Annotated in this window: 20 protein-coding genes; 4 read left to right on the forward strand and 16 right to left on the reverse strand. The window is 52.7% G+C overall.

Annotation, left to right across the window (positions count from 1 at the left end):
- Window positions 1-118 precede the first annotated feature (118 nt).
- Window positions 119-661 (reverse strand): DUF937 domain-containing protein, encoded by a 543-nt coding sequence (locus AWR27_RS09245; RefSeq protein ID WP_077130908.1) that lies wholly within the window; start codon window positions 659-661, stop codon window positions 119-121.
- A 165-nt stretch (window positions 662-826) separates the two neighbouring features.
- On the opposite strand from AWR27_RS09245, the gene AWR27_RS09250 reads away from it, so the two are divergent.
- Window positions 827-1,222, forward strand: a complete 396-nt coding sequence (locus tag AWR27_RS09250; protein WP_232326018.1) for a nuclease A inhibitor family protein — start codon at window positions 827-829, stop codon at window positions 1,220-1,222.
- Between the two features lie 50 nt (window positions 1,223-1,272).
- Here AWR27_RS09250 and rplT read toward each other — a convergent pair whose 3' ends face one another.
- The 8 genes from rplT to AWR27_RS09290 all read right to left on the reverse strand — a co-directional run bounded on the left by rplT (window position 1,273) and on the right by AWR27_RS09290 (window position 8,283).
- Entirely contained in the window at window positions 1,273-1,617 is a 345-nt protein-coding gene (gene rplT / locus AWR27_RS09255) for a 50S ribosomal protein L20 (RefSeq protein WP_077130910.1), read from the reverse strand.
- 169 nt (window positions 1,618-1,786) lie between these two features.
- Entirely contained in the window at window positions 1,787-1,981 is a 195-nt protein-coding gene (gene rpmI / locus AWR27_RS09260) for a 50S ribosomal protein L35 (protein WP_077130911.1), read from the reverse strand.
- A 60-nt stretch (window positions 1,982-2,041) separates the two neighbouring features.
- Window positions 2,042-2,596, reverse strand: a complete 555-nt coding sequence (gene infC / locus AWR27_RS09265; RefSeq protein WP_077130912.1) for a translation initiation factor IF-3 — start codon at window positions 2,594-2,596, stop codon at window positions 2,042-2,044.
- A 267-nt stretch (window positions 2,597-2,863) separates the two neighbouring features.
- Window positions 2,864-4,807, reverse strand: coding sequence for a threonine--tRNA ligase (thrS, locus tag AWR27_RS09270; RefSeq protein WP_077130913.1), 1,944 nt, complete (start codon window positions 4,805-4,807; stop codon window positions 2,864-2,866).
- Window positions 4,808-4,866: 59 nt separating this feature from the next.
- Window positions 4,867-6,144 carry a tetratricopeptide repeat protein gene (locus AWR27_RS09275; RefSeq protein WP_083732801.1) on the reverse strand — a complete coding sequence of 426 codons (1,278 nt, stop codon included), beginning with the start codon at window positions 6,142-6,144 and terminating at the stop codon, window positions 4,867-4,869.
- Window positions 6,145-6,220: 76 nt separating this feature from the next.
- Window positions 6,221-7,108: a class I SAM-dependent methyltransferase gene (locus AWR27_RS09280; RefSeq protein WP_077130915.1), complete on the reverse strand. Its 888-nt coding sequence runs from the start codon at window positions 7,106-7,108 to the stop codon at window positions 6,221-6,223.
- 62 nt (window positions 7,109-7,170) lie between these two features.
- Window positions 7,171-7,584, reverse strand: a complete 414-nt coding sequence (locus tag AWR27_RS09285) for an EVE domain-containing protein (protein ID WP_077130916.1) — start codon at window positions 7,582-7,584, stop codon at window positions 7,171-7,173.
- A 123-nt stretch (window positions 7,585-7,707) separates the two neighbouring features.
- Window positions 7,708-8,283, reverse strand: a complete 576-nt coding sequence (locus tag AWR27_RS09290; RefSeq protein ID WP_077130917.1) for a DinB family protein — start codon at window positions 8,281-8,283, stop codon at window positions 7,708-7,710.
- Window positions 8,284-8,622: 339 nt separating this feature from the next.
- On the opposite strand from AWR27_RS09290, the gene AWR27_RS09295 reads away from it, so the two are divergent.
- Window positions 8,623-10,032, forward strand: coding sequence for a capsule assembly Wzi family protein (locus AWR27_RS09295; protein ID WP_232326019.1), 1,410 nt, complete (start codon window positions 8,623-8,625; stop codon window positions 10,030-10,032).
- 4 nt (window positions 10,033-10,036) lie between these two features.
- On the opposite strand, the gene AWR27_RS09300 is transcribed toward AWR27_RS09295, so the two are convergent.
- Together AWR27_RS09300 and AWR27_RS09305 are read right to left on the reverse strand one after the other, a co-directional pair.
- Window positions 10,037-11,365: an ABC1 kinase family protein gene (locus AWR27_RS09300; protein WP_077130919.1), complete on the reverse strand. Its 1,329-nt coding sequence runs from the start codon at window positions 11,363-11,365 to the stop codon at window positions 10,037-10,039.
- Window positions 11,366-11,455: 90 nt separating this feature from the next.
- A complete protein-coding gene (locus tag AWR27_RS09305) occupies window positions 11,456-12,136 on the reverse strand; it encodes a TetR/AcrR family transcriptional regulator (protein WP_077130920.1) in 681 nt (226 codons plus the stop codon).
- A 202-nt stretch (window positions 12,137-12,338) separates the two neighbouring features.
- Here AWR27_RS09305 and AWR27_RS09310 point away from each other — a divergent pair, with 202 nt between their 5' ends.
- Window positions 12,339-12,890, forward strand: coding sequence for a hypothetical protein (locus AWR27_RS09310; protein WP_077130921.1), 552 nt, complete (start codon window positions 12,339-12,341; stop codon window positions 12,888-12,890).
- 156 nt (window positions 12,891-13,046) lie between these two features.
- Here the strand turns inward: AWR27_RS09310 and AWR27_RS09315 are convergent, their stop codons facing one another.
- The 4 genes from AWR27_RS09315 to AWR27_RS09330 form a co-directional block, all read right to left on the reverse strand.
- A complete protein-coding gene (locus AWR27_RS09315; RefSeq protein ID WP_077130922.1) occupies window positions 13,047-15,170 on the reverse strand; it encodes a ComEC/Rec2 family competence protein in 2,124 nt (707 codons plus the stop codon).
- On the reverse strand, window positions 15,167-15,625 hold the full coding sequence (locus tag AWR27_RS09320; protein WP_077133903.1) for a GNAT family N-acetyltransferase: 459 nt from the start codon (window positions 15,623-15,625) through the stop codon (window positions 15,167-15,169). The genes AWR27_RS09315 and AWR27_RS09320 overlap by 4 nt, the downstream gene beginning before the upstream one ends.
- Window positions 15,626-15,689: 64 nt before the next feature.
- A complete protein-coding gene (locus AWR27_RS09325; protein ID WP_335695416.1) occupies window positions 15,690-17,129 on the reverse strand; it encodes a M43 family zinc metalloprotease in 1,440 nt (479 codons plus the stop codon).
- Window positions 17,041-18,003, reverse strand: a complete 963-nt coding sequence (locus tag AWR27_RS09330) for a PhoH family protein (protein ID WP_077133904.1) — start codon at window positions 18,001-18,003, stop codon at window positions 17,041-17,043. Before AWR27_RS09330 ends, AWR27_RS09325 begins: the two co-directional genes overlap by 89 nt.
- A 364-nt stretch (window positions 18,004-18,367) precedes the next feature.
- Here AWR27_RS09330 and AWR27_RS25250 point away from each other — a divergent pair, with 364 nt between their 5' ends.
- The gene (locus AWR27_RS25250) at window positions 18,368-22,285 is read left to right on the forward strand and encodes a replicative DNA helicase (protein WP_157579182.1); all 3,918 of its coding nucleotides are present in this window, start codon (window positions 18,368-18,370) and stop codon (window positions 22,283-22,285) included.
- Between the two features lie 92 nt (window positions 22,286-22,377).
- Here AWR27_RS25250 and AWR27_RS09340 read toward each other — a convergent pair whose 3' ends face one another.
- The gene (locus AWR27_RS09340; protein WP_077130924.1) at window positions 22,378-23,178 is read right to left on the reverse strand and encodes an LOG family protein; all 801 of its coding nucleotides are present in this window, start codon (window positions 23,176-23,178) and stop codon (window positions 22,378-22,380) included.
- Window positions 23,179-23,337 lie beyond the last annotated feature (159 nt).

Here is a 23,337-nt window from a genome sequence, read left to right on the forward strand (position 1 = left end):
TGTTGCCAATACTGGCCAAAACACACCGTTAATTACAGTAAAACCCCCGCCAGGACTGCTGGACGGGGGTTTGGGGCAACCTACACGGTTGGTTGCTGGCTGTTAACTGTTGGCTGGTTTATCGCCCAAACAGGCCACCCAGCATACCGCCGAGGCCACCACCGCCACCGCCCTGCTGTGTCATCACCCGCATGAGGTCGTTCATATCGAGTTTACCATCGGCCATTGCCGACGAAGCCGCACCCATCCAGTCGATACCCTGCTGACCGGTGGCCGCCCCCAGAATGCTGTTCCCGTCAACGCTGTTGTCGTTCGGGTCAGCGGCTTTGTTCATCAGTTTACCCAGTACCATCGGCACAACGGCACCGGCAATCGACATGGCTACCTGGGGCGAGATACCTAATTTCTGCATCAGGTTTTCTTCTACGTGGTGCTGCACGTTGCCCGTTACGGGGTTATCCTGTACGTTATTCCCGCCGTTAACGACCATACCGAGCAGGTTACCTAAGCCACCGCCCTGCGCCTGCTGCCCTAAGCCGCTCAGGATGCTGCTTGCCACCGTCTGCATGACGTTGTCGTTCTGCTCGTTCGGAATCGCCGGGTTGTTAATAACAGCCTGACCCGATTGCTGTTGTACCAAATTCATCAGGGTTTCAAACATGATTGTAAGGTTTTGCTGGTTTGCGGATTGTTTTGGTTAGTTCCGCGCAAAATTAAACGGCTTTTGGTCGCTTTGTTCGCCATCGACCTATTAATTTGCCATGACTAACGTTGCCAGTTTATGACGAACGAAACGCCCGAAAGTTGCAGTCAGCCGACAGAAATAATGTCATTTACTGACCAGATTAATCCACTCGTGACCGGCTTGTTCTATCCCAGCGAATCTGACGAGCCACTCGACGCTGTCGCCTGTTATCTAAAACAGGAAGAACTGCTCACGACCAGTCAGATTAAAGACTGGCAAATGCTGCCGCCATCGGTATACGTCGAAGAAGTACCCGTGGCCGACTTCTGGGAGCCAGTCCTGACCGAACATGACTGGTATGGCGACGAGGAGAAAGCCCGCACGGCGCAGTTTCAGCAGCTAAAAGCGGTTATAGACAGCCAGTTGACTACTCAGCAGGTTTTCCGCGTTGGCGAATACGAGATCGACGTTTATCTGCTCGGGCGGCTTTCTACCGGCGACCGGGCGGGGTTGAAAACAAAAATCGTGGAGACCTAAAACACGGAAGCCCGGCCAGTGGCCGGGCTTCCGTTTATTGTAAGCTCTGTTTACTTCACTTGTTCCACAACGGCGGCAAACGCTTCGGGGTGGTTCATAGCCAGATCGGCCAGCACTTTGCGGTTGAGTTGTACGTCTGATTTGCTCAGCGCACCCATCAGTACCGAATACGACATACCGTTGATGCGGGCACCTGCGTTGATCCGCTGAATCCAGAGTGCGCGAAAATCGCGTTTCTTGGCCCGGCGATCACGATAGGCGTAACCCAATCCTTTTTCGACGGCGTTTTTAGCAACCGTCCAAACATTTTTGCGCCGGCCAAAATAGCCTTTAGCCAGCTTCATTACTTTTTTCCGACGCGCCCGTGAGGCAACGTGATTGACGGAACGTGGCATAATTTTTTTGTTTTTTGACGACTGGCGGAAGATTCAGTGAAAAATGTAGAATGAAAAATGTAAAATAGTTACCCACTTTTCACTTTTCACTTTTCACTCTCTATTCACTTTAAAGCCCTTTGTCGGGTAAAACGTGAAACCAGGACGCAACCGCGCCCTTTCTTTGTTATTAGATACTGAGCATCACTTTAATACGACGCTCATCACCCGCAAACACCAGCGTATCGTGAACTAAGTTCCGCTTACGCTTGGTCGATTTTTTCGTCAGAATATGACTGTGGAAGGCGTGCTTCCGCTTAATTTTCCCGGTGCCGGTCAGCTTGAAACGCTTTTTGGCACCTGAGTTGGTTTTAACTTTTGGCATTGGTTTGACCGCTTAACGTGGGAAATTCAGTAAACAGGCCGCAAAGATACGGAAAATTTCCTATTTCTTGATTACGACTTTCGGGGCCAGAAACATGCTCATGCGTTTGCCTTCGAGTTTGGGTTCGGCCTCTACTTTGCCGTACTCTTCCAACCCTTTCGAGAAACGCTCCAGCAACTGAAAACCACGGTCTTTGAATACAATGGCACGGCCAACAAACTGCACATAAGCTTTCACCTTCGCGCCTTCTTTCAGGAAGTTGATGGCGTGTTTGAGCTTAAACTCAAAGTCATGGTCGTCGGTGTTGGGGCCGAATCGAATTTCCTTGATAACGACTTTGGTGGCGTTGGCCTTAATTTCTTTCTGCTTTTTCTTCTGCTCGTACTTGAACTTTGAGTAGTCAACAATACGACAGACGGGCGGCACGGCGTTGGGCGATACCTCAACGAGGTCGAGGTTTTGGGCTTTAGCCAACGCCTGTGCTTTATTTATATCGTAGATTCCCTGCTCTACATTTTCACCGACCACCCGCACTTCGCGGGCCAGAATGCGCTCATTAACTTTGTAGGGTTCTTCAACCACGCGACGGGGTGGTCTGCGCTGGGGTAATGCCATAAATTGTGTTTAGTGTGCTCCTTTGTTTCGTTTTGAAAACGTACTGTCTCCCAAAAAGTTCGGGAAAGTATTGAAAATACTGATGCCACGCAAGAAGTTGGCTGATTGTTCTATGCATTACGTGTACCGGATGGGCAAGTTGTTACACAGAGATGCGCTGAGAAAAAGAGATACACGGAGATTGATTTAAACCCTCCTCCGTGAATCCCCCTATTTACTCTGCGAATCTCTGTGCAATAACCTGTTTACAGATAGCGCGTAGAACAACTATATTTTCGCTTCGGCCTGGAACATGCCGACAAACTCAGCTACGGTCATGCTGCCAAGATCGCCCTGACCCTTGCGCCGAACCGAAACTTTACCTTCGGCGGCTTCTTTCTCACCCACGATAAGCATAAATGGCACTTTGTTTACTTCAGCATCGCGGATTTTACGGCCAATTTTCTCATCGCGCAGATCGACAAAGCCACGAATATCATGTTCCTGCAAGCCAAAAAACAGCTCGTTGGCATAGTCTTCATACTTCTCGGAAATGGGCAGAATGGCAATTTGATCGGGCGAAAGCCAGAGCGGGAAATTACCACCCGAATTCTCGATTAAAATCGCAATGAATCGTTCCATCGACCCAAACGGGGCGCGGTGAATCATGACAGGCCGGTGCCGTTGATTGTCGGCACCGATATACTCAAGTTCGAAGCGTTCGGGCAGCGTATAATCGACCTGAATCGTGCCTAACTGCCATTTCCGGCCCAGCGCGTCGCGTACCATGAAATCGAGTTTAGGGCCGTAGAAGGCCGCTTCTCCCAGTTCGGTTACGGTTTTCAGCCCTTTCTCGGCGGCTGCTTCGATAATAGCCGATTCGGCCTTTTCCCACAAGTCGTCGGAGCCGATGTACTTGGTGCCATTTTCAGGATCACGCAGCGAAACCTGTGCGCTATAATCGGCAAAACCGAGCGACTGGAAAACGTACAGCACCAGATCGATCACTTTCAAAAACTCTTCTTTTACCTGATCGGGACGGCAAAAGATGTGGGCATCGTCCTGCGTGAAACCACGAACCCGCGTCAGTCCATGCAACTCGCCCGACTGTTCGTAGCGGTACACCGTACCGAATTCAGCCAGTCGCAGCGGCAGGTCGCGATAGGAGCGCGGGCGGGTTTTATAGATTTCGCAGTGGTGCGGGCAGTTCATGGGTTTCAGCAAAAACTCCTCGTTCGGGTCGGGCGTTTTTATGGGCTGAAACGAATCTTCGCCGTACTTTTCCCAGTGCCCCGATGTCACGTAGAGCTGTTTGCTACCGATGTGGGGCGTTACAACCTGCTGATAACCAGCCCGCACCTGCGCCCGACGCAGGAAGTTTTCGAGCCGTTCGCGCAGCATCGTGCCTTTGGGCAACCACAGCGGCAAGCCCTGCCCTACCCGCTCCGAAAATGCGAACAGGTCGAGTTCTTTACCCAATTTACGGTGGTCGCGTTTTTTCGCTTCTTCCAGCAGGTGGAGGTAATCGTCGAGTTCTTTCTGCTTCGGATACGTGACGGCGTAGATGCGCGTAAGCTGTTTGTTTTTCTCGTTGCCGCGCCAGTAGGCTCCGGCCACGTTCATGATCTTGGCAGCTTTGATAAAGCCAGTGTTCGGGATGTGTGGCCCCCGGCATAAATCCGTAAAATCGCCCTGCGTATAAAACGTAATGGTGCCGTCTTCCAGTCCGTCGAGCAAATCGAGTTTGTATGGATCACCCTTTTCTTCAAAATAAGCAATGGCCTCCGCTTTGCCCATTGGCTTACGCAGATACTGCTCTTTCCGGCGTGCCAGTTCGAGCATTTTATCTTCCACTTTCTTGAAGTCGTCCTGCGAGAACGCCTGTCCGCCGAGATCAACATCGTAATAAAATCCGGTTTCGATGGCCGGGCCGATGCCAAACTTCACACCGGGATACAGACTTTCGAGAGCCTCGGCCAGCAGGTGGGCCGACGAGTGCCAGAAGGTAGCTTTGCCTTCGGGGTCGTTCCAGGTCAGAAGCTGGATGGCGGCATCGTCGTCAATAGGCCGGGTGGCATCCTGCACAACGCCATTTACTTTGGCAGCCAGCACATTGCGGGCCAGCCCTTCGCTGATTTGGGTGGCAATGTCCAGACCTGTCGAGCCTTTTGGATACTGCCGTACGCTCCCATCAGGCAGCGTGACGCGGATTTGTTCGTCCTGCGCAATCATTGATTTGTTGGTTAATCGTGGCACCCGCAGCCTACCTACAACTGTAAGCTACTTGATTGTTAATTTATTGGTTTTACTGTTCGCCGGAGCGAGTCGGATTCGGTGGTTAATACGCGTGTTTTTGGCTGAATGGTCGTGATTCTAACGCGAGTGGTATCCAGCGTAGGCCGGTTGACCGCCGACGGCAGCGGATCTGACGCATCGGGCAAAATTACGGAGTTATACGGGTTTTGTTGCGCATATTGCCGCCGTTGTGAACGCCACAGCCCAGCCGCAGCCTGCCGGTCGCCCGCATTTTGCTGCGAGGCTTTCGTGTAGGCGGCAATTGCCAGGTCATATTGTCCTGTTTGTTCATAGCAGAAGCCAATGTACGTATCAATACGCGGAAACTGCGGGCGGAGTTGCTGCACCCGCTGGTAGTTTGCCAATGCCCCGTAATAGTTCCGGTACTTCTGGTTGATCAGCCCCGACTGAAAAAACGCCTGATAATACGTTGGTTGCAGCTTGATAGTCTGCTGATAGCAGATCATCGCGCTGTCGAGCCGACCCGACGTATGGTAAATCAGCCCTCGACCATATATCAGTTTGGCATTGTTCGGAAAATACCGCACGGCTCGTTCGTTATAGGCTAAGGCAGCGTTCAGGTTGCCCAGTGTACGGTAGATAGCCGACAGTTGATTATAGGTTTCCAGGTAACGCGGTTTGAGCCGCAGCGATTGGTCGTAGAGGGCCAGTGCCTGCGCCGTATCGCCCTGCTTAGCTGCCATCAGCCCGTTGAAAAAATACGCTTCCCCATCATAGGGAGCCATTTGCAACGCCCGCGCTACGTATAGCCTGGCCTTGTCGAACTGATTCTGCTGTTGCAGCAAGTCTCCCTGTAATGTATAAAGTTCTGGTGTATTTACGCCCAGAATCTCAGCCCGCTGCGCATTTTCGAGTGCCTTTGCCGGTTGCTGCAACGCCCGCAGCACTTTAGCCCGCGTCAGGAAATACGAACCGGCATTGTCATTGCGCTCAATGGCTTCGTTTATATCGGCAAGTGCATCGGCATAGCGGCCCATCGCCAGCAAAATAACCGCCCGTTTGGCATAGGCCGATGCCGGCGACGACGTGTTGATGGCCTGTGTCAGTGCCTGCAAAGCTAACTGCGTTCGACTGCTGTCGCCCGATTTAGGCACATCGGGGATGTGCGCCATCTGTCGGTTATCAGAGGTGCAGGCAAGTAGAAAGAGCGAAAGAGCGAAAGAGTAAAAGAGTGCTGCAACAGATGCTAAACGAATGCCGCAACGAATACTGAACGGGTGAAAGGCATAGTTGGGCAGAGAAGCCTTTTTCATAAGGCTTTCACTCAATGAAACTTCAGACCGCAACGGTCCTCTTTCGCCCTTTCGCTCTTTCACTATCTCACTCTTTTTACAAAGGTACTGATGCAAACCGGTAGAACACACCGAGCGGCAGGCGTTTCTGATAGCTATCGGCCAAAAACAGTTCGCCCCATTCGGCATTGGCTACGTTACTGAAGGTCTGCCCCATAATATTTTCAAGAATCAGTGCCGAAAAACCAAGCGAGTACAGATTGATGATGAAGAAGAAATCGGTGCGGTCGAGCAGGTCGGCGCAGGATTTGAGCAGGTCGTTAAGCTGTTCTTCCAGCACCCATTTTTCGCCGTCGGGGCCACGTCCGTAGGCGGGTGGATCAAGAATAATGCCATTGTAGCGGTTGCCCCGGCGCACTTCCCGGCGCACAAACTTTACGGCATCTTCGACCACCCAGCGGATGTTGTCTAACTCGCTGTGGTCCATGTTTTCGCGTGCCCAGCTAATGACCGGCTTCACCGCATCAACGTGCGTGACGTCGGCACCAGCCTGCCGCGCAGCCAGCGATGCCCCGCCCGTGTAGGCAAACAAATTCAGCACTTTAGGGCGGGGGGTGTTCAATTGACTGATCGCCTTGTGCAAATAGACCCAGTTATCGGCCTGTTCGGGAAAGATACCGACGTGTTTGAAGGTAGTGAGGGCCAGCTTGAATGTCAGATTCAACCCCTCCTGCCGAAACTTCACGAACCACGGATCGCGCATGTCGGGTTTGGTTTGCCAGTCGCCCCGCTCGGGCGAATTGCGGTCGCGCCGGAAAGTGGCGTGAGCCATGCCCTGCCAGTCGCTGTCGGTCAATGACTTATCCCAAATCGCCTGCGGTTCGGGCCGGGCCAGCACAAACGCGCCGAAGCGTTCAAGTTTTTCAAAATTACCCGTATCAATCAGTTCATAATCGGGCCAGGATGCAGGAGAGATTAGCTTCATAAGTAGTGATGAGTGATAAACAATGAGTGATGAGTGGGCTGACGCACAAAACGCATCGTTTATCACGTATCACTCAATTTCAGTAGTAGCTCAAACTCATCGGGTCGGATGGGCATGACCGACAACCGCGACTGCCGGATGAGTGCGATAGTTGCCAGCATGGGTTCGGCTTTAATTTGCGCCAGCGTAACGGGTTGTTCAAAGGCCATCACCGGCTCCAGTTCTACCGCTACCCAGCGATTGGGCGTTTCGGTTACGGTTGGGTCGGGGTAAGCTTCGCGCACAACGGTTGCCAGCCCTACTACTGCGGGTTTGGATACGCTGTGGTAAAACAATACCTGATCGCCCAAGCGCATAGCACTGAGATTGTTACGCGCCTGATAGTTGCGAACGCCATCCCAAACAGCGCGTCCCTGCGCCGTAAAATGTGCCCACCCGTACACGTCGGGTTCGGACTTTACAAGCCAGAAATTCAAGGATAGAGAGGTTGAATGATTGAGTGATAGAGTGGTTGAATGATTGAATGATTGAATGGAGTGCAAGAACTGACATCCAATCATTCAGTCATTCAATCATCCAACCACTCTATCACTCAACAATTAATAATAATCGTCCTGATCGTAGCTGCTGCCGAAAGGTGAGCCGAATTCGTCTTCGTCGCTTTCGGCGTAGCTCGACCCGACTCCTTTAAACGTCAGGACTTTTTTCAGGATTACGATCTGACCCGTGTGGTAGAGATCGTGGTTGATAATGCCGTGAAGCATATCGTAATACGTGTAGTCACGACCGGGTACAATGTCTTCCAGAAACTCATCGTCATCGCGCTTGTCGAGTTCATTGACAAGTTCTTCCTGACTCAGGCTGAGTTCCATTTGCAGAGCCTCCCATTCAAAATCATCGATTTTGTCGGGCAGGGCACCGAAGTTTTTGTCGGGCGTGGTAATATCGAACGTGGCGTCGCCCTGCATCTTTTTGACACAGAAAATCCGCCAGCTTGTCATATGAAAAACCAATTCGGCGATGGAGTGCGTGTTGGGCGTGATTTTGCGGCCAGCCATGTCGGGCGTAACGCCCCGCAGGGCTTCTACTACTGACGGGCCATGCCAGGCTTCTTCGCTTTCGTAGGTTGTATTGAGCAGATCAATGATCCGAATTAGTTCGTCGTTGGGTACCATAATGAAGCATTACAACGGAATTTGGCCGTCACAGTTGATTAATCTTAAGTCGCCCGAATGTGATAGCATGTTCGGGAATCTCTCACAAAGGTAAGCCAATATTTATGGCCTTCCGAAAAATACAGGCCGGTGATTAGTAGCTCCCCCCTGTTTGGGCCGGCAGAATGCTGCCGGTAACGGGTGAATCATGAATTTAGTGATAATAGCAAATGAACAAATGATTTTACGAATAAACACAAAACAAGATGGCATGTTTTATGCACGAATTGCTCCATGCGATTAGGTGTACTCTTAAGTATATGTTGGGCAGGCTGCTCGTTCGGGCAAACCCTGAAACCGGTGCATACAGGCACTGAGGTTGGCAGCTATTTCGCAACATCAGGCGAAACCCCGTTCTGGTTACGCACGAATCAGTTTGGTATCGTGCCGCGTGATGCGGCTATCCTCACGATTCGGCAGGCGGTGCGCGTCGACTACCACGATAAACCACGTACCCGGCTCGACAGCCTGCGGGCCGCCAACCGGCGCGTCGACTGGGGCTGGGGTACCGAGGCCGTACTGAATGCGGGCTATGACTATAAGCTACTTATACCCGAAGCCTACGTAAAAGTGAAAATAGGCAGCTTTGAAACCTGGGGCGGGCGTCGGCGCGAAATCATTGGCTTAGTCGATTCTACACTCACTTCAGGGTCGTATGCGCAGTCGGGCAATGCGCTCCCGCTGCTTAAATTTCAGATGGGCTTTCCCGACTTTACCCCCAAACGGAGTTTGTTTGCCGTGAAAGGGTTTTATGCCCACGGCTGGTTCGAGAGCGACCGGTTTGTAAAAAACACGCTGCTGCATCAGAAAGCCCTCTATGTGCGCGTAGGAAAACCCAACTGGCGGTTGAAACTATACGGCGGCATCAATCACCAGGTCATGTGGGGGGGCGGCACCGAACGGTTGCCGGGCAGTCTCATCAAAAACAATCAGCTTCCGGCTACGTTCCGCGATTACATCGACATCGTAATGGGAAATACGCTCGCCAACCGCACCAATGTCGATACAACCCGAATCAGCAACTTCGACCGTGAAAACCGCATCGGCAATCACCTCGGCACGATTGATGTGGGGCTTGATTACACCACCGGTTCGGTCGCTATTTTCGCGTACCGGCAAAGCATTTACGAAGATGGTTCGCTGTTCTATCTCATCAACATTCGCGACGGGCTAAATGGCCTCCGCATCCGCAATCTGCGCCCAACCAACCGCGATGGGCTGCAAATTCAGGCCATTCTGCTCGAACACCTGTACACACAAAGTCAGGGTGGCTCCGTTTTTGGGGATGGCGACCTGCTGCGTGGGCGCGATAATTATTTCAACCACTCGCAATATCAGGATGGCTGGTCGCGCTACGGCCTCACGTTGGGAACGCCCTTCATCACCCCCAGCACCGACAGCCGTAGCGGCCTGCCGCGTTATGGGTTTACAAACAACAACCGCGTATCGGTCTGGCACCTCGGCGTATCGGGACAGGTAATGGACTTTTTCCGGTTTCAGTTAAAAGCGTCGTACAGTCAGAATCTTGGCACCTACGTAGAGCCGTTTCCCCGCCCGATTCACCAGTTTTCATCAGCACTAACCGTTTCGGCCCCGCTCTACATCCTTAACGGCGTGACAGCGCGGGCCTCCGTAGCGGTCGATGCGGGTGAGTTGTATGACAACACCCTCGGCTTCTATGTCGGGATTCGGAAAGATGCAAGTTGGTAACAGCCTACGCCAATACCGCTTTCTGCGAACGCAGCCACGCGGGCTTGGTGGTGCGGACGCGGGCTTTCAACTCGTTCAGCATAGCATACAGGCCGTAATACGTGCGGTTTACGTACAAACCATCCTGCGAACCACGCACAACTTTCGAGGAACGCAGTTCTTCTAATTTCGACAGTTCTTCGGCGAAGGCGTAGACTTTGGTGAAGTATTCGTTGTCGCCAAAATCAAACTCATCGACGGCGAAGGGCGCACCCAGCATCTCGATCATCTGCACAAACAGATCCGAAAAAAACCGGCGATCCTGGGGTGAATCCTGTGGCACCAGAAATTCCAGATTCGTGAAAATCTGTTGCGTCAGGGCCTCATCTTCGAGTGTGTCGGGGTTGATAAGCCGGAAATAGTTGTCGTAGTAATAGTCGGGGATGACCTTCACGCAACCAAAATCAATGACGCCCATCGTACCGTCGGGGCGCATCAGGAAATTGCCGGGGTGCGGGTCGGCGTGTACCTGCCGGAGGGTATGAATCTGGTGGTCATAGAAATCCCAGAGCAGTTGGCCGATGCGATCACGAGCATCCTGCGAGGGATTGGTTGCCAGAAACTCTTTGAGGTGCAGCCCGTCGAGCCAGTCCATTGTCAGGATGCGCTTCGAGGAATAATCGGGATAGTAGTTTGGGAACACCAGCCCGTCGATATGGGCGCAGGCTTGCGAGATTTCGATGCTGCGCCGGAGTTCGAGTTCGTAGTCGGTTTCCTCGAGCAGTTTACTTTCTACTTCGCCCATATACCGGTCGATCTGCCGCTCGTCGAGGTTGAGGAGCCGCACAGCTAATGGTTTGGCAATCTTCAGATCGGAGCTAACAGCATCGGCTACGCCGGGGTACTGCACTTTCACGGCTAACTTTTTTCCGTCTTTCCATGCCTGATGCACCTGCCCAATGCTGGCTGCATTCACGGAGTTGATGTCGAATTTATCGAACAACTCGCCCGGCGATTTACCGAAATACGTCCGAAACGTTTTAACAACCAGCGGCCCCGATAGCGGGGGGGCCGAGTACTGCGCCATCGTGAACTTATCAGAATAGGCTACGGGCAGCAAGCCCCGGTCCATACTGAGCATCTGCGCCATTTTCAGGGCCGAGCCTTTCAGTTCGCTGAGGGCGTCGTAAATATCAGCCGCATTGTCTTTATGCAGTTCTTCTTTCGAGCGATCCGGGTCCAGCAGTTTTTTGCTGTAATGCTTGATATAATTGCCGCCTACCTTCACTCCGGCTTTCACGAATTGGCTGGCACGGGCAACTTTAGTAGTCGGAACGGAGTTCTGGGTTTTCATAGATTGAATGATTGAATGATTGAATTGTTGAATTGTTGAATGAAGTAGAGGGGTCTGATTATTCATTCAATCATTCAACAATTCAATCATTCATTTATTTTGGTAGATGAACTTGGCAAAGTCAATCAATGTATCAATGGGCGAACGGCCAATGAGGTCGAAGGAGGTATTGACCGCTTTTTCGATGGCAGAATCGGTTTTCTCAAAATTCTTGCTGACATCACGCACCCAAAAATTGAGTACAAACAGCGTTTGCATCCAGAGTGCATTGGGGTAGCGGTCAGTTACAAACGGGCGGGGTTCCACCTCCCGGCTTTCGCGTCCCTCGGCCAGCAAATCGCGGGCGTAGTCGAAAAACGCTTCTTTGAACGGCATCAGCACACGGCTGTTGGCAGTTGTTTGACCGGCCCGCATCCGGGCTTTGGCTACCGGCGAGGCCGTTGCCGATGCTTCCTGTAGATGGCTGTAGCTGTAGACCACAAAGCTCCGCTGGGCTTTCAGCAATTCGATCCAGGTGTAATAAAAGGCCAGCAGTTTCTCACGAACCGAATATCCCTGATACGTCTGGTCGGCTTCTACAGTGGCTTTCGCATCCTGAAAAAACGCCAGCCAGATATCTGCTTCGATTGCATCGAACGACGCGTAGTAGGTATAAAATTCGGCTTCGGCCAATTTCAGCTTTTTGGCAAACTGGAAGACGGAGGTGGGTTGTTTACCGTTTTCAAGTACGTATTCGGTGTACGACTTACGGATTTTTTCGAGCGTTTCCATATAGTTAGCTAACGGACTGTATCGCCGAAAAGTTTAGAGCTATCCGCCATCAAAATAGACGCTACACAAAGAAATTCCGTTTCTGCCAGCATCTGTCCGAACCTCAACAGCACTAATCTTATGCTGGGGTTTCAGAAACTTTGGCGTATTTTTTTCGAACTTTGCCCAACGATAGCAACTAACAAACACTACTAACCTGGCAATGAACGGATTATCGTTACGAACAACGGCCCTGACAATGGGCCTGACCATATTGTTTATCGTATCGGCTTATGGGCAGTTTATGCCCGGTGGTGGTATGGGCGGCATGGGTGGTATGGGTCGGCGCGGGCAAATGGCGCCCATGCCCAGTAGCCCGCGTGCATCGGTGCCCAACATTGCGGGCGAGATGGCAAATAAGGAAACCAACTGGCTGAGAGATAACCTCGCCCTGACTAAAGACCAGGGGAAAGCCGTGAAGAAGTTGAATAATGAATACGCTGAGATGCAGCAGGACGCCATCAAAGACATCGTGTCAGCGAATACCGGTGCCGATGGTCGGCCCTCGCCCGAAACCATGCAACAGATTCGGGAGGTAATGCTGATGTTCAACGAAGAAAAGGAAGAAAAGCTGAAACCGATTCTGACGCCGGACCAGTGGACGTTGTACCAGTCGAAAAAAGAGCAGATGCAGAAAGACATCGGTGGTTTCCGGCCCCCGGCCCCGAAATCTGTGCAGGCCCGGCCCGATTCGGCGGGTTCAGCGAAGCAGTGATGCACCATTTGTCGTGAAGGCTGGAATGCCAATAGCTGGCGCGGGTGAGACGCAAAGGGTTGCGTCTCTACGTGGGACGAACAAATGTAGAGACGCAACCCTTTGCGTCTCTTTCGCGTCAGCAATCCTTCGCGCCAGCCATACGGCAAGGCAATGTCAATAGGGCATAAATTCTGTTGCATACGCGCCCATCTGCCGGACAGAATAACAGGCAATGTTCCGTGCTTTGGCCTCGATTAATAGCCGGTCAGTCAGGGGCGTTTTGTTGGAGTCGTCGAAAATAACGTGCCGGGCCACGATGCGGCCATTCAGGTCGTTCCAGTCGCGCAGGGCATTTCGGCGGATGATGCAGTAATCGACCACGGCAGGTAGTCGCCAGCGTGAATAGCCTCCCAGTTTATTCACAATCAGCAGGGTTTTGCCCTGCCATACCCACAGCGCGTAGTCTTTGTGCCGTTTATAGGCCGGAACTAATTGTAGCGAATCGGCTCGAATGTTGGCAATTGTCAGATCGTCGACGCCCCACTGCCCGAACGTGTTTTTCAGGTAAAAATCATACGAACGCGTATCTGCCGTATCAAGGTCGGTAAGCAACGTACTCGTATGCCCGTCGGTCAGGCTAATGGCCGTGCGGTGCGGCAGAAAATGCACAGCCAGCCGTCGTTGGTGACGTTGTTCGTAGTCGTTCCAGAGCGTAACGCCCGTCAGCAGCAGAGCCGATGCGCTCGTGGCCCACAGATAAGCCCGGTTTCGGGTCAGCAATACAGCCACGCCGAACAGAATCACGGCGTAGACCAGCACGAGCGCAGTGGGCGACAGCCACAGGCCATCCCAGGCAGCACCGGGCAGGCGGCTCGTTTGCATGACTACGGCGTTGAGTAGCCAGGCCGTTTTCTGCAACAGCCAGCCCAGCGCATCGTTTAGCAATGGCACCCAGCTAACCGCCAGCGTCGCCATTGCCAGCGGCAACAAAATAAACGACAGGCCCATCACTGCCGGGTTTGCCAGCAAAAAGTAGGTCGGAAACTGGTGAAAATAAAATACGCCTAATGGAAACGTAATCAGTTGCGCCACCAACGCCACGGCGGTCAGTTCCCACAGTTTATTCGCAGCTTTGTACCGAAACGTCAGCGACTGCACCAGCGACGACTGCCACGCACCAATACCTGCCACGGCTACATACGATAGCTGAAAGCCTGCCGAGAACAACGCGTAGGGATCGAAGCAAAGAATAAAAAATGCCGATGCTCCCAATGTATTCAGCAACTGCTGCTGCCGCCCGGCTGCGTTGGCAACAATCAGCAATGTAAACATGCCCGCCGACCGCAGCACCGGGGGCGACAGCCCCGTAACGAGCGCGTAGAACCACAAAATGAGCAGTTGCAGCGCGGCCATCAGCAGCTTGCCACGGGGCCGTTTGATGAGAAAACTGAGCAGGTACGTCAGCACTGCAAATAAAATACCTACGTGCATTCCAGACACCGACAGGATGTGTACTGCCCCGGCTGCCGAGTAGGCCCGATACAACTCAGTATCCAGATCATCGCGAACGCCCAGAATCATAGCGTTGACGATAGCGTATTCGGCACGGGTGCCAATCCGGTCGATAAACACGCTATCGGCCCAGCGGTTTACCCGTGTGGCTAACCGTGTGACAGGGTTGGGCGGGTTGTAGGCCACCACCTGCCGCTGCCACGGACGCAGGTACTGCTGGTGGTAGATGTTACGGTGACTGAGGTAGCGTTTATAGTTGAACTCACCGGGGTTCAGGGGTGGGTCGATAGGCCGGGGTGGGCCATTCACGAGCCAGACTTCACCGTAGCGGGGTAGCCGGCCAATGGCCTTATCGACATACACAATAACACGCCCGCTAAGCGGATGCCACTGTCCCGAATCGGTGCGGCTGGACCAGCGGCCCCGGCTGATTTCCAGTTCAACGCGGTAGGTTTTGGCGCGTTCTTCGGGCTGAGCAGCTACGACGCCCTCATATGTCCGCAAGGTATCCCGCAAATGCACGATGTTGTCGGAGCAATTGCTGGCCGTTCGCTGGTAGGTGATGGCCCAGCCGAGAGCCAGCAACACCAGCAGGCCGCCGATGCCCTGACTTGTTTGAACGGGCTTCCTTGTTTGGCTGGCATAACGAACGAACCCCCAGATGAGCAGTCCCGCGCCCACCAGCAACGCAGTTACCGGAATGCCATATTCGTTGGGAAAGCTCACGTACAGCAAAATGCCCGCAACCAGCCCGGCTGCGTAGCGCACAAATGGCTGGCCCTTCATTGGTTGGGATAAGCGGAGCCGGTGAGTACCATTTTGTAATGCTGGATGCCCGCTTCCTCGAACATTGGCCCAACAGCCGCAAAGCCGAAACCGGCATAGAGCGGCATGGCCGTTAGCTGTGCGTGGAGGTAGATGCTTTCGGTAGGTTCGGCGGTCTGTTGTTGTGCGAAAACATCGTCCAGCACGGCCTGTACCAATGCCTGCCCAACCCCCTGCCTTCGGAACGCGGGCAAAACGGCAAATCGCTCTAACTTGATGCCATTGGATGTGCGTCGCCAGCGGGCGGTTCCGGCAGGGGTGACGCCAACACGGGCCAGAAAATGGGTACTGATGGACTCAAACTCGTCGTATTCTTCGTCGTGGGCTACGTGCTGCTCGACCACAAACACGGTGTGGCGAATACCAAAAACAATGTCAAGATCGGTGGGGCTGGATATGGGTGCAACGGTAATCATAGGCGGGCAAGTTAAAAAAATAATGCCCAACATACGCTTTCCGGCCCATATCTGCGCTTGTTTCCTACAAAACCAGCAGCCGCTTGCTCGCCGTTTCGCTGTCCGTTTTAACACGAACCACGTAAACGCCCCTCGGCAATCCGAAAACGGGAATCGTCAGGCGCGTACTCGGCACGTCGAAATACGCCATCGTGTACGTCTGTCGCCCCGACGCATCGAATACGTCGACGGTAAACGACTGAAATCCTTTCAGCCGCACTTCCACTGCCGGGTCTGAACTGGCGGGGTTCGGGTACACAAAAACGTCGAGCGTTTCGGACTCGGTCAGGGGTGTACCAGCCGCCCGAATCAGCCGCGCCCGGCGGGGGCTAACGGTCAGTACGGTTCGCATCCGGGCCACCTGCCCCGCCGTAAACATATTCATGCAGGCATCGGGCCAGTAGTTCATATAGTTCTCCATCAGGTCGCGGGTTTGGCCGCGCCCGTTGCAGTTGGAAAACGTCTGCCGACACGATTGGGGTGCAACAGAACCGTCCTGCATGGGTGGTGTATCGGCTACGTAATCTTCGTTGCACCCGGCTCCATCGCCCCACGTGTGAATAAGCCCCAGCCAATGCCCGATTTCATGCGTGACCGTCCGACCAAGCAGATAAAGCGGCAACGTAATCGTACCCGTCCGCCGGCCAAACACCCGATAGTCGATAATTGTACCGTCGGTTAATTCGTTGGTATTCGCCGGAAGACCGCCGAGCGTATCGGCGGCTGTCGGGAATTGCGTGTATCCCAAATAATCATCTAATTTCGTTACCCAGACATTCAGGTAACGGTCTGACGGCCAGTAGGCTATTTGCGACAATAGCACATCATCGTCAAAAACATTGAACGACGCTTTATCGGCGTAGTAATGCCGGGTAATGCCGTTGCTGGGCTGGCCGCTGGGGTCGGTCGTGGCTAAGTAAAACTCGATCATGGCATCGGCCCCAAGCGGGTTGGTGTTAAACCCGTTTGTTCCCTCTCTTCGCCGGTAATCCTCGTTCAGCACCTGAATTTGCGACCGAATCTGCTCATCGGAAATATTGACATTGTTCGGACCGCCAATCTGCCCCGACGGATTGCTGTGAATTACGTGTACCACCACCGGAATTCGGTAAATGGTCTGATCGGCCTGCTGACGCAGATTTTGGGTTTGGAACAACGCCTGCGCTACTTTTCGGTTCAGGTCTTCTACCTGCCGCAGCCGGTTAGGGTCGCGTTGTTGAAGAATGCGCTCATGTTCAACCAAACCGCAGCGGTGGGGAGTCATGCCAAACGCCCGCGTACTGCCTGGCATCTGCGCGTAGGTCAGTTGGCAGGCAATAAGCATAAAAGAACCGGCCAGCCAAAGCCGCCCGGTTCTGATTCGTTGGTATACCCGATTACTGACCCGCTTTATCATATGCCACAATAATTTCCCGAACGAGTCGGTGCCGCACCACATCGCGACCATCGAGTTCAACAAAAGCAATGCCTTTGATGTTTTTCAAAATGTCAATCGATTCAATCAAACCCGACTTCTGCTTATTGGGCAAGTCGATCTGCGAACGGTCGCCGGTGATGATGGCCTTCGAGGTTGGCCCCATCCGCGTCAGAAACATCTTCATCTGCATTGACGTTGTATTCTGGGCTTCATCGAGCAGAATAAAAGCATTGTTCAGCGTTCGACCGCGCATATACGCCAACGGAGCAATCTCAATGATCCGATTCTCTTCGTAGAATTTCATCTTCTCCGCCGGAATCATGTCGTCGAGCGCGTCGTAGATTGGGCGCAGATACGGGTCGATTTTTTCTTTCAGATCGCCCGGCAGGAACCCTAAATTCTCACCCGCTTCAACGGCAGGCCGGGTAATGATGATTTTCTTGACCTCTTTGTTTTTCAGGGCACGCACGGCAATAGCTACGGCGGTGTAGGTTTTACCCGTACCCGCCGGACCGATGGCAAACACCAGGTCGTGTTTTTCGGCGGCTTCCACCAATCGTTTCTGATTGTCGGTTCTGGCCCTGACAACTACGCCCCGGTTGCCATACACAATGACTTCGTCATCGTTGGGCGGGGCAGGTGGCACCGGATTACCGCTAACGGCAATGCCACTGTGGCTGAGGTAACTCTGCACGTTTTCGTGGGTAATTTTGCCGTATCTCTGGTAATGTTCCATCAGCGAGTCGAGAATATCGCTGATGCGGCTAATCTCAGGCGTGGTGCCTTTGATGCGGATTTCATTGCCGCGTGAGATGATTTTGCTCATCGGAAACGCAGCAGCCACTTCTTTGATGTTGTGGTTCTCTACGCCCAGAAAGTCGATGAGCGAGACATTGTCGAGGGTAATGACTTTTTCGACCAAACGATGATATGCGTTAAATGTATGATTCCGAAAAGTAAGTGATTCCACTTCATTCACAACACCGTTCGTCAAAAATTTATTCGTTTTGGGCGAATTCTTATCAAATGCAAAACAATCTTCGATTCGCACAACAAATTGTGAGCCAATTGTTATCTTGCTCAGCCAAAGTCAGTTAATTTCGTCACATAATCCATACGCTGACACGACTATGTACCGTTGCAAAAAAAGACGTGTTTTTTTTGAGCGAGGTAGCGTCAAGATTACCAGAATGTTACGCGGCAAATGAACGCCCTGATGTCTATACGCTGACCGAACGGAACTTGCCTTATGGGGGTATGATTTCGTAAACTTGCAGTAGAGATTTATGGAACAGAACCCCCGACCCAACCAACATCTTCGTAAGCCTTCCGCCTTTGCCGGTGGTCGTCAGCAGGCTGGTAATGCCTGGCTCGATACGGGCCTCGGCAAACTGCCTCCGCAGGCATTGGACCTCGAAGAAGCGGTATTGGGCGCACTTATGATCGAGAAAGACGCCCTCTCATCGGTGGTTGACATTCTTAAGCCCGAAACGTTCTATAAAGAAGCGCATCAGCGCATTTACAACGCTATTCTAACGCTGTTCGGCAACTCCGATCCTATTGATTTGCTGACCGTTACGCAACAATTGCGTAAAATTGGCGAACTGGAATTGGTGGGCGGGGGCGGCTACGTATCGGAGCTGACATTCCGGGTAAATTCGGCAGCCAACATTGAATACCACGCCCGGATTGTGTCGGAGCAGGCCCTGAAACGGGCACTTATCGCCATGTCGTCAACGATTTTGCGCGATGCTTACGAAGATACGACCGACGTATTTGAACTGCTCGACCGCACTGAGCAATCGCTCTTCAAGATTTCGGAATCGAACATCAAGAAAAACTACGCCGACATGAGCACCATTGTGCGCATGGCGTTGAACGAACTCGAAACCAAGAAAAACCAGGAAGGGCTGACGGGCGTTCCGTCGGGTTTTACCAACCTCGACCGCGTGACGTCGGGCTGGCAACCCACCGAATTGATTATTCTGGCAGCCAGGCCCGCGATGGGGAAATGCCTCGGCAAAGGCACCAAAGTGGTCATGTTCGATGGTTCGCTGCGCAAGGTTGAAGATGTTCGCGAGGGCGAATTGCTGATGGGCGACGACTCGACCCCCCGGCGGGTGTTGAGCATTGCACGGGGCCGCGAGCGGATGTACTGGGTGCATCAGAACAAAGGCATTAGCTACCGGGTGAACGAAAGTCACATTCTGTCACTGAAGCGGTCGCGCACGGAAGGACCGCACCGGAAAGGCGATGTATTAAATATTTCAGTACGCGACTACCTGACCAAATCCGACAAGTTTAAAACGAATTACAAAGGCTATAAAGTAGCCGTTGCGTTTCCCGAACAGACCGTTCCCCTCGACCCGTATTTCGTGGGTTTGTGGCTCGGCGACGGTCATAGTTACAGTTCCCGGATCACAAACACAGACCCCGAAGTCATTGATTATTTGCAGGAATATGCCGATGGCCTGGGCTTGCAAATGGTAACGTATCAGCAGGCCAATCGCACGGCCAATTACGCTATTACGTCGGGGCAGCGTGGCGGGGCGCAATACGGCAATCGGCTGGAGATATTCAACGTGCAGGAGCAGCTTCGCGGGCTTTCGGTACTTGAAAACAAGCACATTCCGCGTTCGTACCTGATCAACTCGACCGAAAATCGGCTGAAACTGCTGGCCGGATTAATCGACAGCGACGGGCACTATCAGGAACAGTTCAACTGCTACGAGATTACCCAGAAGAATAAAGAACTGGCCGAACAGCTAAAATATCTCTGCGACACGCTTGGTTTCCGTTGTTCGTTGAAGGAAAAACAAGCCGTTATTACCACACGTGGCTATGTATCAACCGTTTACCGGCTACGAATCTTCGGTAATTTGGACTCGATTCCTGTTCGCATCGAACGAAAAAGAGCACGGCCATTACGTGCCCGCGCCGACTGGCGCGTGACAGGGATTCGTGTGGAGTACGACCAAGTTGATGATTACTACGGCTTCACTATCGACGGAAACCACCTGTTTTTGCTCGAAGATATGACCGTAACGCACAACACTGCTTTTGTAGTTAGTGCCCTGCGGAATGCGGCTGTGGATCATGGCAAGCCGGTGGCAATTTTCTCGCTCGAAATGTCGTCGGTGCAATTGGTCAATCGTTTGATCTCTGCTGAAGCCGAAATCGACTCCGAGAAAATCAGAAAAGGAACGCTCGCTCCGCACGAGTGGACCCAACTGCACCACAAGATTCAGCGGCTGACCGAAGCCCCGATTTTTATTGACGATACACCGGCCCTCTCCATTCTGGAACTGCGGGCCAAATGCCGACGTCTGAAAGCCCAACACGATATTCAGATGGTGGTGATCGACTACCTGCAACTGATGTCGGGCGATACGAGCGGGCGGGGCGGTGGCAACCGCGAGCAGGAAATTGCGTCGATTTCGCGGGCGTTGAAGAACCTGGCAAAGGAGTTGAACGTGCCGGTTATCGCGCTTTCGCAGTTAAGCCGGGCCGTTGAAACACGCGGTGGCGACAAAAAGCCGCAACTCTCCGACCTTCGCGAATCGGGCTGTCTGACGGGGGATACGCTTCTGGTAGACGCCGTTACGGGCCAACGAACAACCATCCGCGAACTGGCCGAAGCCAACGCACACAACTTTTATATATCCGGCACGAGCGAAAGCTGGACTGTTGGCCCTGAGCGGGTTACGCATGTATTTAGTACGGGTCGTAAGCCGGTGTTCAAACTTACAACGCGTTCGGGCAGAACTATAAAGGCAACGGATAATCACGAGTTTCTGAAGCTAACCGGCTGGTATCGCTTAGACGAACTGAGTGTTGGCGACCACGTTGCCGTACCCCGCAAAATTCGGGTCTCGGCTCCGCAGAACCCACTTTCTGACAATGAGCTGATACTGCTGGCGCACCTGTTGGGCGATGGTTGCATTCTGCCCAAACAGCCCTATCATTACACAAGTGCCGACGAGGCCAACCTCGCCATCGTTGAAAAAACGGCAAACGCGCTATTCGGCATTGAACCACGCCGGGTGGCCCAGGGGAATTGGCAGCACACGTATCTGCCTGCCCCCTACCGGCTCACGCATGGTAAGCGTCACCCCATCACGGATTGGTATAATCGTTTAGGTTTGGCGCGGAGCAGGAGTTATGAGAAACGCATTCCCGACGCAGTTTTCGGTTGCGATGAAGCCAAAATAGCACTCTTTTTGCACCATTTGTGGGCTACAGATGGCAACATTAGCTGGAAACGATTGCCAGATCGAAAACCGGGTGCGGCCATTTATTACGCGTCTTCGAGTCAGCAGTTGGCCCGCGACGTTCAGCACCTGCTGTTGCGGCTGGGCGTTCTGTCGACGGTTAAACAGGCATCGTCGACCGGGGAGTACCGGCCTATGTACCATGTTCACATTCAGGGAAAGACGCAGCAAAAGGCTTTCCTGACACTGGTGAACAGCTACGGGCAACGGGGTGAGTTAGCTCCTGAATTATTGGCAGCTTTAGATGAAGTTGCCGAAAATACAAATGTCGATGTAATTCCGAAGGAGGTTTGGCATTCCGTGATAACGGGCTGTAAAACTGATGATCAGATTAGCTGGCGTACATTGTCGGACCGAATCGGTATGCAATATGCGGGCAGTAGCCTGTTCAAAGCGGGCGTATCGCGGCAGCGCATGGCCCGGCTCTACGAAGCCATGCCCTACGACGTACTGAAGCAGTTGGCCGAATCTGACGTGCTTTGGGATGAGGTTGTATCGATAGAGTCGCTTGGCGAAGAAGACGTATATGACGCCACCGTACCCTCGGTACACAATTTTGTTGCCAACGATATTATCGTTCATAACAGCATCGAGCAGGACGCCGATATGGTTTGCTTCCTGTATCGGCCTGAGTATTACAACATTACCCAGGATGAAAGTGGCAATTCAACGGCGGGTATTGGCGAGGTAATCATTGCAAAAAACCGGAGTGGCTCGCTCGATACGATCCAACTCCGGTTCATCAACAAATACACCAAATTCTGCGACCTCGATACGTACTTCGAGCCAGTACAGGCGCAGGGCTTCGCGCCCGACGTAAACGGCCTGAGCAGTTTCGACGCTCCCCCGGCCAGCGGCAGTGTCTTTAAAAGCAAAGCCAATAACTTGTCCAATTTCGGCAACGCCGACCCCAGTCAGGAAACACCGTTCTGAGTAACGCGGCTGGAAAGCCGCCCTAAGCGTCAGCAATGCACATTTCGGCTGTTCTCGGCTGATGCTCGGGACGGCTTTCCAGCCGCGTTACATTAGAAATTCGGTTTTAGCAGGTATCTGCTGTAGAACTCGTCAATCACCTTTACGGCATCGGTAGGCGTGTCAACGATGCTGATGAGTTTCATGTCTTCGGGATTGATGTTGTGTTCCTGCCCCAGCATTACCTCGGTAATCCAGTCGATGAGACCCTGCCAGTAGGTACGTCCCACCAGCACGATGGGGAACCGGGCAATCTTGCGGGTCTGAATCAGCGTCAGAGCCTCAAACAACTCATCGAGTGTGCCCATGCCACCGGGCATCACAATGAAGCCCTGCGCGTATTTCACGAACATCACTTTCCGCACGAAAAAGAAATCGAAGTTGATGCTCTTATCGGGGTCGATGTAGATATTGCTGTGTTGCTCGAACGGCAGTTTGATATTCAGACCGACCGATTTGCCGCCCTGTTCGTAGGCTCCTTTATTGCCCGCTTCCATGATGCCGGGACCACCGCCTGTAATAACGCCGTAGCCATGCCGCACGAGTTTGGCGGCTATTTCCTCCGTCATCTTGTAGTACGGATTGTCGGGCTTGGTACGGGCTGAGCCAAAAATCGATACACAGGGGCCGATTTTGGCTAATTTGTCGAAGCCCTCTACAAACTCGGCCATCACTTTGAAAATGACCCACGAGTCTGCCGTTTTGATTTCGTTCCAGTTGTGATCCTGAAACGCTTCTTTAATGCGTTGTTCGTCGGGGGTAAGTAGTAATTCGTCGCGTTTGGGAATGTCTTGTGTAAGGCGTTCGGTACTTTGCGCATCAGAACGTTGAACGTTCTCTTTGGTTGCTTCCATTTTTTACTGTAAAAGGTAGTGGGTACGGTCAGTACTCGCTATGTTCAACAACTATTTATCCGCTCGTTTGGTCAAAAAATACCCAGCCGACAGCCATATCGACCCGTATTTGTACACAGGCGGAATAGGATAACGACGAAATGCATGAAAACGTTTCTT

Source organism: Spirosoma montaniterrae, assembly GCF_001988955.1.
Lineage (GTDB): Bacteria > Bacteroidota > Bacteroidia > Cytophagales > Spirosomataceae > Spirosoma > Spirosoma montaniterrae.